A 15,985-nucleotide genomic window follows, 5' to 3' on the forward strand; every position below is an offset into this window, starting at 1 on the left:
TCACTCAACCGCCGCAACTTCACGGCCTCCCTTGGACTGGGCGATTCCCTTGGTGGTCTGGGGAATCGGCAGGGTCTTGGGCATCAGCCCCAGCAGCGGCGCGATCTGGGCGATCACCCGCCCGGTGGCGGGCGCCGCGGTCCAGCCGGCGGTGATGAAGCCGAAGGTCTGCCTGGTGGCCTGGGGCTCGTCGATCATGATCAGCACCGCGTAGCGCGGCGCATCCATGGGGAAGGCGGCGATGAACGAGGACAGCACCGCCTTCTTGCGATATCCGCCGGCCCCGGCCTTTTCGGCGGTGCCGGTCTTGCCGCCCACCTCGTAGCCGGGAACGTCGGCCTTCTTGCCGGTGCCGTCGGTGACCACCATGCGCATCAGCTGGCGCATCTGCTCCGAGGTCCTGGGCTTGATCACCCGGATGGCGGGGACCGCGTCGCCCGGCGCCCGGGCCAGCAGGGTGGGCGCGTGGTATTCGCCGCCGTTGACCAAGGCGGCGGTGCCGGCCAGCAATTGCAGCGGCGTCACCGACAGGCCGTGCCCGAAGGAGATGGTGACGGTGTTGATCTCGCGCCAGGGCGAGGGAACCAGGGGCGCCCCAACCTCGGGCAGCTCCAGCGGCGGGGATTGCAGCATGCCGATGCGGGCCATGAAGGCGCGCTGCGCCTCGGTGCCGGCGTCCAGCGCCATGCGGGCCGAGCCGATATTGGAGGAATGGATGAGGATTTCCGGCACGCTCAGCCAGCGGTTCAGCGCATGGTCGTCGTGGATGGTGTGTCCGCCGAACACCAGGGGCTTGGTGGCGTCGAAGCTGGAATTGAGGTTGGCCCTGCCGTGATCCAGCACCATGGCGGTGTTGAACAGCTTGAAGGTGGAGCCCATCTCGTAGGCGCCCTTGGTGGCGCGGTTGAACATGGACGGGTCGGTGGGGGCGGGCGGGTCGTTGGGATCGAAATCGGGCAGGCTGACCATGGCGATCAGCTCGCCGGTGCGCACGTCCATCACCATGCCGGTGCCGCCGACGGCCGAGAACTCGTCCACCGCCCGGGCCAGCTCGTTGCGCACGATGGTCTGGACGCGGATGTCGATGGACAGCGCCAGCGGTTCGCGGCTTTCCTTCAGCGCGTTGTCGAAGCGCTTCTCGATGCCGGCCACGCCCTTGTTGTCCACATCGGTGACGCCGACGGCGTGGGAGGCCAGCGACCCGTGGGGATAGATGCGGCGCTCGCCTTTCTGGAACAGGAGCCCGGGAATTCCCAGGTTGTTGACGTCGAACTGCTGGCGCGGCGTCAGGTTGCGCTTCAGGTAGACGAACTGGCGGCCCGACGACAGGCGCTCGATGGTCTCCTCCAGGTCCAGCTCGGGCAGGACGGTGACCAGGCGGATGGCGGCATTCTCGATGTCGACCTTGGCGGCGCGCAGATCCTCGGGGCGGGCGAACAGCGAGACGGTGGGGAGCGACGAGGCCAGCAGCACCCCGGTGCGGTCCGAAATGTCGGCCCGCTCCATCTGCAGCTCATTGGTGCGGGCCTGGGGCTGGGCGTTGGGCTTGGGCGGATTGCGGTCGAGGACGGCCACATCGACCATGCGCGCCCCGATGGCGGCGAAGGCCAGCAGGAACACCAGGGCGGTGACCACCAGGCGCGAGCGGCCGGTCTCGATGGCCTGCATGCGCACGCCGTCCAGGCGCAGCGCCGCTCCGGCCTGGAGGTCGTCGCCGGCATGGAAGCCGGGAGTGTGGCGGCGGGGCGCGAAGATGCTCACCTCGCGCCTCCCTCGCCCTGCGCCAGGGCGGGCGACGGAATGACGATGCTCCGGCTGCCCTTGGCGGCGGCCGGAGCGGGGGCCTCCACGGGCGGGGCCAGGGGTTTGACAAGGGGCGCCTGGGCCAGGGTGCCGGTGCCGGGCTTATTGGGCTGCGGCTTGGTTGGCTGGGGCTTGGCGGTATCGGCCGGGCGGGGCTTGGCCGGGCTTTCTGCCAGCTTGACCGGCGCGGCCTGCGGCGTGGGCCGGGGCGCCTGGGCGGCGGCGGGCGGCAGGGACATCCTGGCCGGCGACATGGCGGCGTAGACCACCCCGGTGGCGGGAATGCCGTCCTTGGGCAGGGTGTCCAGCGTCGCCACCTGGGTGGGGGTCACCGGCTTCATGCCCAGATGCTTCTCGGCCAGGGTGCGCAGGCGGGCCGGGTCGTTGAGATAGCTCCACTCGGCCCGGAGGATGTGGATGGTCTCCTGGTTGCGGTGAATTTCCGAGTTCAGCCCGGCCAGGCGGTGCTCCAGGTCCTTGACCTCGTACTTGACCACGAACAGCACCACGCCGATGCCGACGGCCAGCAGGGTCCACAGGATGGTTCCGGTCAGGCCGCGCCTCATGATCCGGCCCTCCGGGCGGGAGCGTCGGTGCGGATGGCGGCGCGCAGCTTGGCCGAGCGGGCGCGGGGATTGGCGCGCGCCTCGTCGGCGGTGGGGGCGACGGCCTTGCGCGTCTCCAGGGTGAAGGTGGGGGCGGGGCCGGCACCCTGGGCCTGGGGGACGTGGCGCGAGGGCCGCGCCGCCTCGCCCGAGCGGGACTTGAGGAAGCCCTTGACCACCCGGTCCTCCAGGGAATGGAAGGTCACCACCGCCAGACGGCCGCCGGGGGCCAGCAGGCGCTCGGCCGCTTCCAGGCCGCGCTCCAGCTCGCCCAGCTCGTCGTTGACCGCGATGCGCAGCGCCTGGAAGGTGCGGGTGGCGGGGTCGATGCCGTCGCCCGAGCGCGGCACCACCCGGCGCACCACCTCGGCCAGCTCGCCGGTGCGCTCGAAACGCCTGGCGCGCCGGGCCTCGACAATGGCCTTGGCCACCCGGCGCGACAGCCGCTCCTCGCCGTAGCGGTAGATGATGTCGGCCAGCTCGCCCTCGGGCGTGTCGTTGACCATGTCGGCGGCGCTGGGTCCCCGGGTCTCCATGCGCATGTCCAGCGGCCCGTCCTTGGCGAAGGAGAAGCCGCGCTCGGCCTGGTCGATCTGCATGGAGGACACGCCGATGTCCAGCGCGATCCCGTCAACCTGGTTGACACCCTGCTGACGCAGCAAGACGTCCATGTCGCCGAATCGGCCCTCGATCATGGCGAAACGGCCGCCCTGGCTTTCCTCCAGGGAGCGGCCACGCGCCACGGCGGTGGGGTCGCGGTCGATGGCCCAGACCCGGCAGGTGCCGGCCGCCAGGATGGCGCGGGTGTAGCCGCCGGCCCCGAAGGTGCCGTCCACATAGGCGCCGCCGTCCCGGGGCGACAGCGCCCGGATCACCTCGGCCAGCAGGACGGGAATGTGGGGGCTGGTGTCGCTCATGGCGTCACCTTGGGGCGAAGCGGCAGGGTGGGGCGCGACTGCAGGGCGCGGGCGCGGATCTCGGCCTCGACCGCCTTGTAGGCTTCGGGTTGCCAGATCTGGAAGGTCTGGCCCTTGCCGACGAAGGAGACGGACTCGGTGATGCCGGCATGGGCCATGATGTCCTCGGGCAGGACGATGCGGCCCTCGGGGTCCCAGGGCAGCTGGCGGGCGTCGGCGAAGATCAGGGCGGACAGGTCTTCCTGCTCGGCGGAGAAGGCGTCGAAGCTCTGGGCGCCGTCGGACAGGCGCTCCATGAAATCCATGCCGCAGCCTTCGATGCAGGCGTTGGTGAACGAGCGGTAGCAGACGATGCCGGCGAAGGTTTGGGCGGCCAGGGCGGCGCGAAAGGTCGCCGGGACTGAGACCCGGCCCTTCTTGTCGACCCGATTGACGAATGTGGAGAGGAAGAGTGCCACCCTCGTCCGCCTTCCGCTTGCTGTGCCCGAAACCCCTTGGCCATCTCGCGGGACACAATAAGCCTGTGGGCCCCGATGGGATGGTGATTAATGGGATATCATGGGAAATCATGGGAGTCAATGGAATCGGATAGTAATCGCATGGGCCGGTGCAGTTGAGTGACAATGCTTGACCATATCTATTAAAGTACTCGAGGATCGCCTCGCAGCGCGTTGATATTTACCGTTTTTTCACAAAGAGCAAAAATCCATGTGTGAAAGTGTTCACAGGGGTATACCGTGAACATCGCGCCGGTGACGGTGGTGTGGCGGTTTTGGGCGATTTGGGATTTCGTGGGAAAAAGCGTCAGACGGCCTGTAAGCCGGGTTCTGTCCCCACCCGAAGGCGGGTGACGGCCATTCATCTGGGACGCCCGTTACCGGGCGCCTCTCGCGACCGACCCGGACGGCGACGCGGAAACGCGTTTCGTCCTTGGTGGGCCAAGAACAGTGCCGTCCCTATTTGGTCTTGCTCCCGGTGGGGTTTACCGTGCCGCTCCCGTTGCCGGTCGCGCGGTGCGCTCTTACCGCACCCTTTCACCCTTACCCGCTGCCGGACCGAAGTCCGGGAACGGGCGGTTTGCTCTCTGTGGCACTTTCCCTGGGGTCGCCCCCGCCGGACGTTATCCGGCACCGTGTTTCCGTGGAGCCCGGACTTTCCTCCCCCGGACGCAAGGTCCGAGGGCGGCCGTCCGGCCGTCTGACGCGGGCCCACTTTAGGGCCTGGAATGCCCAGGTCAAGTGCCGCGAAGTGTGAATGACGTTCAAAAGAAAAGGCCCCCGGATCGTGGGGGCCTTTATTGTCGCTATATTTATGCCGGGTCGGATGACATGGGTGTTTACCCGAACAGCTTGTCGATCTCGTCCTGGGAGATTCCCTGGTTTTCCAGGGCCGGGCCGTTGAGCAGCTTGGAATCGTCGTCCTTGTGCTCCTCGAAGATCTTGGGCGACACGTCGGAGATGTTCTCCGGCCCCCAGATCTCGATCATGGCGTTGATGCGGGCCTCGACGTATTTGAGGGTCTTGACCACCTTGGTGATGCGCTGGCCGGTAATGTCCTGGAAATTACAGGCCTCGAAGATGGTGCTGACCGTGTCGTTGATGTCCTCGACCAGGCGGCCGACATAGGAATCGGCGGCATGCGCCCGGATTTCCTTGCCGATGGTCTCGATCTTCTCGGCGGCTTCCAGGATGTCCTCGGTGGCGCGCTCGGTGGAGGACACGATGGCGTCCAGTTCGAAGGTGACGGCCATCAGGCGGTCGTCGTCGGCGTCCTTGGGGCGCAAGGCGGCGATTTCCGCCTTGGTGTGCTCGATGCAGACGGCCAGGGCGCGCAGCTCGGTCTTCAGCATGGAGACCTCGGCGGCCTTCTGGGGCAGCACGTCATCGACCACGGCCACGGCCACCGGCGGCGGGGCATCGCCACGGATCAGGGATTCCAGGCCCCGGATGTCGGCGCGAAGGTCGGTGATGGCCTTGAGGACCTCGGAGCTGGAGGCGCTGGGGGCGGCCTCGCCGCGGGCCTGAAGCCGCTTGATCTCGGCCGTGAACAATTTGCGCTCGGTCGTCATGACTGTCTGGCATCCCCTAATGTCACCGATGGCGGCCTTGCTCCGCCATCAACCACCCGCTCGACCCACGGCCTGTATGATTTATCCGTAACCTGGATGTGCTCGGTCAACCACTTCTTGAGGAATTCCACAACCTGTTCGTTCAGGGCGCCGCGCTCTCCCCCCCGGTATCGGGCGCAGATGTCGCGGACATGGGCCTCCAGCCGCCGGTGCTCGGCCTTGTGGGCGTCCGCCTCGGGATAGCCGGAGGCGGCCATCATAGCCTCTTCGCGGCGAAAATGATGCTCTGCATATTCGGAAAGCGCCGAGAGCACGCTGCCGACCACGTCGTGGCTCTGGCCGGTGTCGGTGGCGTCGAAGAGCTGGGCCAGCAGGTCGATCAGGATGCGGTGGTCGGAATCCAGCAGCGGATTGCCCACGCTGAAAGCTTCGCTCCACGCGATCGATGCCATCGGGTCCCCCGCCCCTGCGTTCCCGTCCTCGGCCACTATACTCCACATCCGGGACGGAACAAGCCTGGACGGACGACCAGCGCGCCCCCTCGCCGGGGGAGCGGGCTTGATGTAGACTCCTCGGGACCTGGAGGTTTTCCGTGACCCGACTGCGCATCGCCACCTTCAATCTGGAGAACCTGGACGACCGTCCGGGCGGCGGCATGGATTTCGAGGACCGGCTGGCGGTGCTGCGGCCCCAGTTCCTGCGGCTGCGCGCCGACGTGCTGTGCCTGCAGGAGGTCAACACCCATCCGGCCACCAAGAGCGGGCCGCGGCTGTTCACCGCGCTCGACCGCCTGCTGGCCGGCACCGGCTACGAGCACTGGAGCCGGGCGAGCAGCCTCAACCGGGGCGGACTCCATCCGTCGGACAAGCACAATCTGGTCATCGTCTCGCGCTTGCCCATCCGTTCGCACCGCCAGATCTGGCACGACCTGGTGCCGCCCTGCGCCTATCGCCCGGTGCGGGCCGAGCCTTCCCCGGCCGAGCCGCAGACGGTGGAATGGGACCGTCCCATCCTGCACGCGGTGCTCGACCTGCCGGACGGGCGGGGGCTGCACGTGATCAACGTCCATCTGAGGGCGCCGCGCGCCGTCTGGCTGCAGGGCCAGAAGGAGCGCTTCGGCCGCTGGCTTTCGGTGGGCGGCTGGGCCGAAGGCTTCTTCCTGGCCGAGGTCAAGCAGGCGGGACAGGCGCTGGAAGTCCGCCTGGCGGTGGAGGAGATCTTCGACGCCGAGCCCGACGCCCTGGTGGTGGTGTGCGGCGACTTCAATTCCGCCGAGCGCGAGGGGGCGCTCCGCATCATCAAGGGCGACGAGGAGGATACCGGCAACGGCCATCTGGCCATGCGCATGCTGGTGCCGCTGGAACGCTCGCTGCCGGAGAACCGGCGCTATTCCGTGATCCATCACGGCCGTCCGGTGATGCTCGACCACATCCTGGTGTCCAGGCCCCTGCTGGGCTGGTACCTGGGGGCCGAGATCCACAACGAGACCCTGGGCGACGAGCTGGTCTCGCCCGCCACCATCCACGCCACGCCCGACAGCTATCACGCCCCCCTGGTGGCCGAGTTCGCTCCGCCGCAATCTCGATAATCATTTCAATTCCGGCGATGCGTCCGCTGTCCGGCACCGCTATAGTGGCGGAGGGACAGGAGGGGGACATGACCGGCTGGCTTTGCGGACTGGTGGGCGAGGGGCCGTTCCCTTCGAGGCGCGTGGCGATCTACCGGGGCGTCCTGGTCGTTTGCATCGTGCTCTCCACCGCCATCGCCATCATCGACACGGTGCCCGACGCCTGGGTCGGATTCGAGGGCGCCGTGACCGCCTTCAGCGCCCTGTTCCTGGCGGTGCTGTCGGCCGATTACGCCATCCGGCTGCTGGCGGCCCATTCCCAGCGGGCCGAGGGGGAATCCGGCCTGGCGGCCATGGCGCGTTACGCCCTGTCGCCCTACGGCATCTTCGATTTCCTGGCGGTGGTGCCGTTCCTGCTGGGCGAGGCCACCACCCTGCTGTCCCATGACGGCGAGACGCTGTTCGGCATCGTGCGCTTCCTCAAGCTGGCGCGCTATTCCCCCGCCCTCGAGACCCTGGGCGTGGTGGTGCTGCACGAGATGCGGCCGCTGCTGGCCGCCCTGTTCATCATGCTGATCCTGGCCATCTCGGCCTCGACCCTGCTCTATTTCACCGAGCGCGCCGCCAATCCGGCCATGGGCAGCGTGCCGGCCGCCATGTGGTGGGCCATCGTCACCCTGGCCACGGTGGGCTATGGCGACGTGGTGCCCATCACGCCGCTGGGCAAGCTGCTGGGCAGCGTGGTCGCCGTGCTGGGCCTGTGCATGTTCGCGCTGCCGGCCTCGATCCTGGCGTCCGGCTTCGCCGAGGAGATGAAGCGCCAGAACTTCGTTTCCACCTGGCATCTGGTGGCCAAGGTGCCGTTCTTCCAGCGCCTGCAGGCCAGCCAGATCGCCGAGATCGCCGGCCTCCTGAAGCTGGCCCGCGCCATCAAGGGCGAGGTGCTGATGCGCGAGGGCGACACCGGCGAGTGCATGTACTTCATCGTCAGCGGCCAGGTGGAGGTGAAGGGCAAGGCCGGGACCTTCATCCTGAAGAACGGCGACTTCTTCGGCGAGATCGCCCTGATCGAACGCTGCCCGCGCACCGCCACGGTCAAGGCCGTCAGCCGCTGCCAGCTGCTGATCCTCGACGCGCGGGACTTCCACAAATTCGTCGCCCACGACCACGCCCTGCTGGAGGTGATCTGGGAAACCGCCCGCGCCCGCATGGCCCAGGCCAATCAGGTCGAGAAGAAAGAAGAAGAGAAGGAAGACGCGTGAGCGAACCCGACTTGTCATCCTGACGACCGAAGGGAGGAAGGATCTTTCAGGCCGGAACGGCTGCCGCCGCCGCGTGAAAGATCCTTCGCTTGCGCTCAGGATGACATCAAAATTCCATTCAAAAGCCGAGCGGCATAAGGGACGGAAACAACATGAGCGAGCCCAGGTTGAAGGCCAAACTGTGGGTCCATGCCGCCATCCGCCGCTGTTCCATCCTGGCCATCCCCGCCTTCGTGGTGGCCAAGGGCGACGAGGATGCCGGCGCGGTGCTGATCAAGCTCAACCGCGGCCCCGCCGGCTGCGAGGTGTTCACCCAGGTCCGCGACGGCGCTGGCGAGGCGGCCTGGATGCGCGCCACCGGCCCCGACCCGGTGCCCGAGGACAAGGCCGACGCCTATATCCGCAAGAGCCGCGAGATCGATGCCGACCTGTGGGTGCTGGAAGTGGAGGACCGCGAGGGCCGGGTTCCCTTCCTCGAGCGCATCTTGGCGGGCTGACCGGAAATACGCTATGAAGCGTTCTTCCGTAATTTCTGTCCAAGGACCCGCTCCATGACCCGTCAGCTGATCTCTTCCGGTTCCTCGTTCGAGGAAGTGGCCGGCTATTCCCGCGCCGTGCGCCAGGACCCCTGGGTGTTCGTCTCCGGCACCTCGGGCTTCAAGGATGGCCAGATCGCCGACGACGTGGTCGCCCAGGCCGAGCAGTGCATGGCCACCATCGCGGCGGCGCTGGAGCAGGCCGGCTATTCCCTGGCCGACGTGGTCCGGGTCAAGGCCTACATCACCGAGGCCGCCTTCTTCGAGAAGATCGCCCCGGTGCTGGGCAAGGCCTTCAAGGGCATCCGCCCGGCCAACACCACCATCGTCTGCGGCCTGGTCGATCCCCGCATGAAGGTGGAGATCGAGGTCACCGCGCTGAAGGCGTAACGCCGTCCATGGATTGCCGGGTCAAGCCCGGCAATGACGAGTGTTTGTGGAATGCGTCATGCCCGGACTTGATCCGGGCATCCATCTTTTTCCGGCAGACATGAGGGAGAACGCACCATGCCCACCATCCTGATCACCGGCGCCAATCGCGGCATGGGTCTGGAATTCGCCCGGCAATACGCCGCCGCCGGCTGGCGGGTTCTGGGCACGGTGCGCGATCCCATGGCGGGGCGCGCCCTGTCGGAAGCCGGCGGCGAGGTCTATGTCTGCGACGTGGCGCTTCCCGATCAGGTGGCGCGGCTCAAGGCCTCGCTGGCCGGGGTGGAGTTGGACGTCCTGCTGCTCAACGCCGGCATCTACGGCGAAAACCAGGACTTCGGCGCGGTCGATCCCGCCGCCTTCATGAAGGTGATGGCGGTCAACACCCTGGCGCCCCTGAAGCTGGCCGAGGCCTTCGCGGGCCAGATGACGGGGCGCAAGGTGATCGCCGCGGTGTCGTCCAAGATGGGCGCCATGTCCGACAACACCTCGGGCGGCTCCCACGCCTACCGGGCGTCCAAGGCGGCACTCAACATGGTGATGAAGACCCTGGCCATCGACCTGGCGCCCCGGGGCATCCTGACCGTGGCCCTGTCGCCCGGCTGGGTGCGTACCGACATGGGCGGCCCCAACGCGCCGCTCGACGCCGCCACCGCCGTGGCCGGCATGCGCAAGGTGGTGGACGGGCTCGGAACGGAGGACAGCGGCGCCTTCATCCATTACGATGGCACCCGCCTGAACTGGTAGGAGGGTTCCATGGCCGCTCCGGTGGAGTTCTATTTCGATTTCGCCTCGCCCTACGGCTATTTCGCCGCGCAGGAGGTGGACGGGCTGGTCGCCCCCTTCGGCCGCGAGGTGGCGTTGAAGCCGATCATGATCGGCTCGGCCTTCAAGGCGTCGGGCAACCTGCCCCTGGTCAGCCAGCCGCTGAAGGGCGACTACGCCCGCCATGACTGGGAGCGTCTCGCCCGCCTGATGGAGGTGCCCTACCGGTTGCCCGACCCCTTCCCGGTTCCGGCGCTTCCTCCGTCCAGGGCCTATTGGTGGCTGGAGTCCAGGGACAAGGACCTGGCCAAGAGTTATGCCCGGGCGGTCTATCTGGCCTATTTCGCCGAGAACATGGACATCTCCAGCCTGGAGGTGGCCTGCGCCCTGGGGGTGCCGCTGGGGATCGACCCCGACGAGATGGAGGCCGCCGTCCAGGCGCCCCAATGGAAGGCCCGCCTCAAGGACGAGACCGAGGCGGCCATCGCCAGGGGCGTGTTCGGCTCGCCGTTCTTCGTGGTGGACGGCGAAGGCTTTTGGGGCGCCGACCGTTTATGGATGGTGAGGGCCTGGCTGGAAAAGGGCGGCTGGTAGCCTAAATTTAGATGTAGGGCCTCGACCCGAGGTCGAGCCATACTTGGCGAAGGTTGCCTGGGATGGCGCTTGGTGCCATTGTCGCCGCCTTGAAAGAACGGAGTGCGTTGCGTTGCCGCTTATCATCGATCTGAAGCCGGGCGAGAAGCTCATCATCAACGGCGCGGTGCTGGAGAATGCCAGTTCCAACACCAAGGTGAGGGTGCTGAACGACTGCTCGATCCTGCGTCAGAAGGAGATCCTGTCGGATTCCGACAGCGTGACGCCGGCTTCCCGGGTCTATTTCGCCCTGCAATGCGCCTACATCTTCCCGACCAAGCGCGGTGAATACCTGCGCATGTTCAACCATTACCTCGACAGCTACGTGGAAGCCTGCCCCAGCGCCGGCCCCATCAAGGACGAGATCAACGAGGCGGTGGGCGAGGGGCATTACTACAAGGCGCTGAAGGCGACCCGCCACCTGCTCGATCACGAGACCAAGGTGCTCGGCTCGCTGCAGAACGCCGCCGCCGAGGAAGCCGCCACCGCCGGGGACTGACCCCCGGCGACGGGCGAGCCGACCCTTCCTGTCATCCCGAGCTTTGGCGAGGGATCTTTCACGCCATGGCGGCAGCCGCTTGCGGCTGAAAGATCCTTCCTCCCTGCGGTCGTCAGGATGACACGTCTGGCCAAATGACGGCCGGTCTTACTTCAGATAGGTCAGCAGCGACAGGCTGCGGGTCTGGGCCAGGGCCTGGTAGCTGGCTTCCAGCGCCGTCTGGTCGGACAGCAGCTTGGTCACCGCCTCGGTCTGATCCACCTGGGCGATGTCGGCGACCCGCTTGGCGAGGAAGCCGATGAACTGGTTGTGCTTCTCGTTCTTCAGCGAAATGGTCTTGCGGGTGCCGTCGATCAGGCTGGCCACCGACTTGACGTCGCCCGCCTTCTCGCTGCCGAAGGGCGGCGTGCCGGCCGCCGGGGATTCGAGGGCGTCGTTGATCAGGTAGAGGGCCTGGCTGATGCGCTCCTGATGGGATTCCAGCCCGCCGGCGGTGCCGAACTGGCCCTGGGCGATCAGGCCCAGCGCCCGCATGGCCTTCTCGAAGGCGGGGTCCGAGGCATAGATGCCCACGTCCACGGTGCGGTCGGTATCGACGCGATGCTGCAGTTGCAGGGTGTCGCCCTTGTACCAGCTGTCGGACTCGATCTTGGTGTTGGTGGACAGGTTCTCGTCAGTCAGGCTGACGCTGGCGATCTCGATGTAGTTGCCGGTATTGGCCACCACCTTGTAGACGCCGTCATTGACGCCGGTGGTGCCCTTCATGGTGATGATGGTGCCGTTGGCCGGGTAGAGATTGCCGCCGTCGTCCATGAAGCCGTTGGCGTTGGACGAGGTGATGCGCTCGCCGAGCGTGCCGCTGGAGGCGAAGTCCAGCGAGCCGAAATGGTTGGAATTGCGCGTCACCGTGGTCGAGGTGTTGGGGTCGTAGAACGTCATGGTGAAGTCGCCCCGCCCGGTCTGGGGCAGTAGCTGGGAGACCCGCGCCCCTTCCGGATTGAGCACGAAGGACACCGAGGTGGCGGAGGAATCGGTCACCGTGAAGGTGCCGTTGTGGCTGGCGGTGCCGCCCAGCGAGAGCTGGTCGCCGATGTTGACGCCGGCGAAGTCCAGCGTCGCGCCGGCGGCGGCGGTCAGGGTCACCGTGGTCAGGCCGGTGACGGCCGAGCTGGTGGTGGTGAAGTTGAGCGTGCCGGCGGTGGCCGGGCTGGCCATGGCGCCGCCGTTGACGCCGAAGGTGAGGCTGGTCGAGGCCACCGCCTCTTCCTTGGCCGGGTCGAAATTGGTCTTGAAATTGACCACGCCGTTCTTGTTGCTGATGACCTCGTAGGCGCCTTCGTAGCCGGTGGTCACCGCGCCGTTGGCCAGCTGCGGGCCGATGGTGAACTTGGTGCCCACGGTCAGTCCGGCCAGCGAGCCGGCGGTGGTGGCGCTCATGTTCATGGTGCCGTCGGCGGCGAAGGTGAAGTCCAGCTGCCCGGTGGCGCCGTCCAGGATGGTGCTGGGTGTCGAACCGTAGCTGATGACGTTGGTGGTGGTGCTGCCCTCGGCCAGCGGGTTGCCGGCCACGTCGCACATGGCCTTGGACCGGATGGTGAAGTCGCCGTTGTTGGCGGGCGAGGCGTTGCTGTCCGACACCGTGATGCGCGACCCGGAATAGATGGACTTGAAGGCGTCCGAGCGGCCCGGGATGATCACGCCGCTGGCCGACTTGAAGCTCATGGCGGTGGCTTCCAGGTTGGTGATGGACAGGTCCTGGAGGTCGGCGTTGCGGGTGGTGGAGAAGGTGTTGATGGAGCCGTCGTAGATGGCCTGGAACTGGGTCAGGGTGGCGGCGGGGAGCTGGACCGGAACGTCGGTCACCCGCCCGCCCGAGAACAGGTACTGGCCGTTGACATTGGTGGCCAGGTCGGCCTGCAGGCTCTGCATGGCCTCGAAGGCGGTCTTCTGGATGCTCTTGACGTTCAGTTCGGCCTTGGGATTGTTCTGCCGGAACGAAACGAGCGAGTCGCGGAAGATGGTCAGCGTCTTCTTGATGCCGGAAATGGCGGTGGTGGCCGCTTCCAGCTTGGTGTTCCACACGTTGTTGTTGTCGATGAAGCGCTGGGCGATGGCCTGCTCGTTCTCGAAGTTGATGACCGTGTTGGCGCCCGTGGCGATGCCGTCGTAGGACTGCGATTTCAGCTTAGTGGTCACCTGGATCTGCTCGGCCTGAATCCGGGTCTGGATATCGAGGATCCGGTTGACGTAGGCGGTGTTGGCGCCAAGCGTGCCGATGCGGGTCATGATCGGCCTCCCTTACTTCACGATATTGACGAGGATATCCAGCATTTCCTGCAGCGTCGAGATCACCTTGGCCGACGCGGAATAGGCCTGCTGGAAGTTGATCATATTGGCCACCTCCTCGTCCAGGTTCACGCCGCTGGTCGAGGCGTACTGGGAATTGAGCGCCTGGCCCAGCGTGGTCTGGTAGTCCAGCCGGTCCTTGGAATGGGCGGCGTCGGTGGACACCTGGGCGATGGAGGCGGCGGCGTGTTCGGCGAAGTTGTAGCTGCCGGCATAAAGGCTGCCCGCCGTCGCCATCTGGGTCTTCGACGACATGGCGTCGCCCAGCGCCAGGGCGGTGGTGTTGTCGCCCTCGGACAGGAAGTACTTGTTGAGATCGGCATTGTACTGCATGGCGCCGCGGCTGACCTTGGCCGGCGAGCCCTGGATGTCGGTGCGCACCTCGAGGATGCCCGCCTTGCGGGTCGAGGCGGTGTGCATGTTCAGCTCGGTGATGAAGCTGCCGGCCGGAGTCAGGGTGTCGGGGGTGGCGCCCAGGAACAGCTCGCGGTCCGAGGTCTGGCGGATGCGCAGGCGATAGCCCGAGCCTTCGGGAATCACCGCCGCTTCCACCAGCTGGGATTGCTGCAGGCCCAGATAGGATTCCATGTCGGAGACACCCATGGTGCCGCCGGTGACGTTGATCTGCAGTGGCACGCCCCGGCTGTCCCAGATCCGCAGGCGGTAGGCGTTGGGGCCTTCCTGGACCGCCTTGGCCTGGGCCGACGTGCCCAGCGCGTTGATGGCGTCGGCGATGTCCTTCAGCGACATGGTGGCGGCGGCGAAGGAGACCTGGGTCACGGTGCCGTTGGCATCGTTGATGGTGAAGCTGGTGGTCGAGGTGGTGGTCAGCGTCGAGCTGGACAGGGTGGCCGATTCGTTGGTCTGGGTCTGGGCGTTGATCTTCTTGGCGATGTCGTAGAGCGACGAGCCGGCCGCCATGTTGATGGAATTGCCGATCTTGCCGGTGGGATCGGACAGGGTGAAGCTGCGCGCCGTGGACAGGGTGAAGTCCTTGGCCACCACGTCGGAATCCACGATGGAATCGGGGACGGTGGAGGTGAAGAAGTCGTTCAGGCCGAAGAAGTTGGCGAAGCCGGCCACCTGCTTGTCGGCCTTGTTGTCGCCGTCCACGTCGAAATTGATGCGGGCGTCGGTGGTGTCCGATCCGATGGCCGTTGCCTTCTGGTCGCGGAAGGCCAGCGTCACGGCCGGAACGCCGGTGTCCAGCACCAGGGCGCCGGTGGTGACTGAGGCGCTGGCCGCGCTCATCACGTTGCCCTGATAGCTCTGCTGACGCATCCAGCTTTGGATCTTGGCCGCCACGTCGGTCATCTTGACGCCCAGCGTGGTGGCGGAATCGGACATGTCGAGCGCGGTGGCGGCGCCGGCGGCGTCGGTGTAGCTGGTGCTGCTCATGATGGTGCGCAGCGTGGTGGCGGCCACCTGGTTGCCCTCGGTGTCGAACAGGGCGATGGTGGTGTCGTCGTTGCCCGAGAACCAGATGTGCTGCGGATTGGACCCGTTCAGCGTCGGATTGTTGGGGTCCACCAGCTGGCGGGTGCCCACCATCTTGGAATTCTGGGTGGGGAAGATGGTGCCGCGGTTGTGGACCTGGTTGATGGTGTCCTTCAGCTTGGCGGCCACCTCGTCCATCTGGGCCTGGAGATTGGGGATGATGGTGTCGCGCAGGTCGAGCAGGGCGCGCAGCTGTCCATCGTTGATGTCGGTGCCGATGTCGGCGGCGTCGCTGGTGCTGACGGTCAGTTCGTTGAAATTGCCGCCGGCCGCCGTCATCCAGGCATCGGTGATGGTGGTGGAGACGTGGGTAAGGGTGGCGGGCCCCTTGTCCACCAGGGTCTTGCCGGTCTTGGTGAAGACGCCCACCGATCCGTCGCCGCGCTCGAAATACTGGATGTCCATGTATTTCGACAAGGTGGTCAGCGCGTTGTCGCGCTTGTCCTGAAGGTCGCCGATGTCGCCGCCGATGGCATTGTTGCGGACGATCTTCTGGTTGAGGTCGAAGATGTCCTCGAGCTGCTTGTTGACCAGCCCCGTGGTGTCCTGGATGGCCCGGTCGGCCTCCAGGCGCAGGTTCTGCATGTGGGAGGTCATCTCGTTGAACTGGGTGGTCAGGTCCTTGGCGGTCTGGACCGTGGCCTGCTGGAAGGCCGGGGTGTTGACCTGGGTGGCCAGGGTCTCGAACGAGGATTGCAGCCGCTGGACCTGGTGCGAGATGGAGGTGGAGCTACCCACCGTGCCGAACAGGTCCTCGAGGCGGGGATAATAGGTCTGGGTGATGTCCAGCGCGCCCTGGGTCGAGGTCTGGCGGCGGATGTCGCGCATCAGCCCCTCGTCCACGTTGCGGGTCAGCGCGCCCTGCTGCACGCCGGCGCCGATGCCGTTGACCACCCTGGATTCCGGGGTCATCACCTTGCGGACATAGCCCTTGGTGTTGACGTTGACCACGTTCTGGGAAATGACGTCCAGGCCCTTCTGATTGGTCAGAAGTCCGGAAAGCGCCGAGTTGAGTCCGAGGGTCAGCGACATGATTTCTCTTCCCCGCCGTTCTGGCG

At 66.5% G+C, this 15,985-nt stretch carries 15 protein-coding genes and 1 other RNA gene; 7 read left to right on the forward strand and 9 right to left on the reverse strand.

The annotated features are described in order from the left end of the window. The 7 genes from ACV4UZ_RS11375 to ACV4UZ_RS11405 all read right to left on the reverse strand — a co-directional run bounded on the left by ACV4UZ_RS11375 (position 1) and on the right by ACV4UZ_RS11405 (position 5,845). A complete protein-coding gene (locus tag ACV4UZ_RS11375) occupies positions 1-1,761 on the reverse strand; it encodes a peptidoglycan D,D-transpeptidase FtsI family protein (RefSeq protein ID WP_491600938.1) in 1,761 nt (586 codons plus the stop codon). Continuing rightward, positions 1,758-2,369 carry a cell division protein FtsL gene (gene ftsL / locus ACV4UZ_RS11380; protein ID WP_491600939.1) on the reverse strand — a complete coding sequence of 204 codons (612 nt, stop codon included), beginning with the start codon at positions 2,367-2,369 and terminating at the stop codon, positions 1,758-1,760. The genes ACV4UZ_RS11375 and ftsL overlap by 4 nt, the downstream gene beginning before the upstream one ends. Then, positions 2,366-3,325 (reverse strand): 16S rRNA (cytosine(1402)-N(4))-methyltransferase RsmH, encoded by a 960-nt coding sequence (gene rsmH, locus ACV4UZ_RS11385; protein WP_491600940.1) that lies wholly within the window; start codon positions 3,323-3,325, stop codon positions 2,366-2,368. Before rsmH ends, ftsL begins: the two co-directional genes overlap by 4 nt. Continuing rightward, positions 3,322-3,783, reverse strand: a complete 462-nt coding sequence (mraZ, locus tag ACV4UZ_RS11390; protein WP_491600941.1) for a division/cell wall cluster transcriptional repressor MraZ — start codon at positions 3,781-3,783, stop codon at positions 3,322-3,324. Before mraZ ends, rsmH begins: the two co-directional genes overlap by 4 nt. Before the next feature lie 342 nt (positions 3,784-4,125). Next, positions 4,126-4,526: RNase P RNA component class A (rnpB, locus tag ACV4UZ_RS11395), an RNA gene on the reverse strand. 135 nt (positions 4,527-4,661) lie between these two features. After that, the gene (locus tag ACV4UZ_RS11400; RefSeq protein WP_491600942.1) at positions 4,662-5,393 is read right to left on the reverse strand and encodes a protein phosphatase CheZ; all 732 of its coding nucleotides are present in this window, start codon (positions 5,391-5,393) and stop codon (positions 4,662-4,664) included. Beyond that, positions 5,390-5,845, reverse strand: coding sequence for a bacteriohemerythrin (locus tag ACV4UZ_RS11405; RefSeq protein WP_491600943.1), 456 nt, complete (start codon positions 5,843-5,845; stop codon positions 5,390-5,392). The genes ACV4UZ_RS11400 and ACV4UZ_RS11405 overlap by 4 nt, the downstream gene beginning before the upstream one ends. Positions 5,846-5,985: 140 nt before the next feature. On the opposite strand from ACV4UZ_RS11405, the gene ACV4UZ_RS11410 reads away from it, so the two are divergent. From ACV4UZ_RS11410 to ACV4UZ_RS11440, 7 genes are all read left to right on the forward strand, one after another. Further along, the gene (locus ACV4UZ_RS11410; RefSeq protein WP_491600944.1) at positions 5,986-6,981 is read left to right on the forward strand and encodes an endonuclease/exonuclease/phosphatase family protein; all 996 of its coding nucleotides are present in this window, start codon (positions 5,986-5,988) and stop codon (positions 6,979-6,981) included. A gap of 68 nt (positions 6,982-7,049) precedes the next feature. Then, the gene (locus ACV4UZ_RS11415; RefSeq protein ID WP_491600945.1) at positions 7,050-8,222 is read left to right on the forward strand and encodes a cyclic nucleotide-gated ion channel; all 1,173 of its coding nucleotides are present in this window, start codon (positions 7,050-7,052) and stop codon (positions 8,220-8,222) included. Between the two features lie 152 nt (positions 8,223-8,374). Then, on the forward strand, positions 8,375-8,719 hold the full coding sequence (locus ACV4UZ_RS11420; protein ID WP_491600946.1) for a DUF1491 family protein: 345 nt from the start codon (positions 8,375-8,377) through the stop codon (positions 8,717-8,719). Positions 8,720-8,773: 54 nt separating this feature from the next. After that, a complete protein-coding gene (locus ACV4UZ_RS11425; RefSeq protein ID WP_491600947.1) occupies positions 8,774-9,148 on the forward strand; it encodes a RidA family protein in 375 nt (124 codons plus the stop codon). 117 nt (positions 9,149-9,265) lie between these two features. Beyond that, positions 9,266-9,934, forward strand: coding sequence for an SDR family oxidoreductase (locus ACV4UZ_RS11430; protein WP_491600948.1), 669 nt, complete (start codon positions 9,266-9,268; stop codon positions 9,932-9,934). A gap of 9 nt (positions 9,935-9,943) precedes the next feature. Then, positions 9,944-10,546, forward strand: a complete 603-nt coding sequence (locus ACV4UZ_RS11435; protein ID WP_491600949.1) for a 2-hydroxychromene-2-carboxylate isomerase — start codon at positions 9,944-9,946, stop codon at positions 10,544-10,546. Positions 10,547-10,658: 112 nt separating this feature from the next. Continuing rightward, positions 10,659-11,084: a flagellar biosynthesis repressor FlbT gene (locus ACV4UZ_RS11440; protein WP_491600950.1), complete on the forward strand. Its 426-nt coding sequence runs from the start codon at positions 10,659-10,661 to the stop codon at positions 11,082-11,084. Between the two features lie 147 nt (positions 11,085-11,231). On the opposite strand, the gene ACV4UZ_RS11445 is transcribed toward ACV4UZ_RS11440, so the two are convergent. Further along, complete coding sequence (locus ACV4UZ_RS11445; RefSeq protein ID WP_491600951.1) at positions 11,232-13,370, reverse strand: hypothetical protein; 2,139 nt, start codon at positions 13,368-13,370, stop codon at positions 11,232-11,234. A 12-nt stretch (positions 13,371-13,382) separates the two neighbouring features. Continuing rightward, the gene (flgK, locus tag ACV4UZ_RS11450) at positions 13,383-15,959 is read right to left on the reverse strand and encodes a flagellar hook-associated protein FlgK (RefSeq protein ID WP_491600952.1); all 2,577 of its coding nucleotides are present in this window, start codon (positions 15,957-15,959) and stop codon (positions 13,383-13,385) included. Between the last annotated feature and the right edge of the window lie 26 nt (positions 15,960-15,985).

It is taken from the genome of Paramagnetospirillum sp. (genome assembly GCF_058402745.1).

What these genes read in the sequence shown, in the direction of transcription:
- ACV4UZ_RS11420 (WP_491600946.1), top strand. Translation starts at nt 8,375, where the DNA reads ATGAGCGAGCCCAGGTTGAAGGCCAAACTGTGGGTCCATGCCGCCATC.
- flgK (WP_491600952.1), bottom strand. Translation starts at nt 15,959, where the DNA reads ATGTCGCTGACCCTCGGACTCAACTCGGCGCTTTCCGGACTTCTGACC.
- ACV4UZ_RS11405 (WP_491600943.1), bottom strand. Translation starts at nt 5,845, where the DNA reads ATGGCATCGATCGCGTGGAGCGAAGCTTTCAGCGTGGGCAATCCGCTG.
- ACV4UZ_RS11425 (WP_491600947.1), top strand. Translation starts at nt 8,774, where the DNA reads ATGACCCGTCAGCTGATCTCTTCCGGTTCCTCGTTCGAGGAAGTGGCC.
- ACV4UZ_RS11430 (WP_491600948.1), top strand. Translation starts at nt 9,266, where the DNA reads ATGCCCACCATCCTGATCACCGGCGCCAATCGCGGCATGGGTCTGGAA.
- ACV4UZ_RS11400 (WP_491600942.1), bottom strand. Translation starts at nt 5,393, where the DNA reads ATGACGACCGAGCGCAAATTGTTCACGGCCGAGATCAAGCGGCTTCAG.
- rsmH (WP_491600940.1), bottom strand. Translation starts at nt 3,325, where the DNA reads ATGAGCGACACCAGCCCCCACATTCCCGTCCTGCTGGCCGAGGTGATC.
- ACV4UZ_RS11415 (WP_491600945.1), top strand. Translation starts at nt 7,050, where the DNA reads ATGACCGGCTGGCTTTGCGGACTGGTGGGCGAGGGGCCGTTCCCTTCG.
- ACV4UZ_RS11445 (WP_491600951.1), bottom strand. Translation starts at nt 13,370, where the DNA reads ATGACCCGCATCGGCACGCTTGGCGCCAACACCGCCTACGTCAACCGG.
- ftsL (WP_491600939.1), bottom strand. Translation starts at nt 2,369, where the DNA reads ATGAGGCGCGGCCTGACCGGAACCATCCTGTGGACCCTGCTGGCCGTC.
- ACV4UZ_RS11435 (WP_491600949.1), top strand. Translation starts at nt 9,944, where the DNA reads ATGGCCGCTCCGGTGGAGTTCTATTTCGATTTCGCCTCGCCCTACGGC.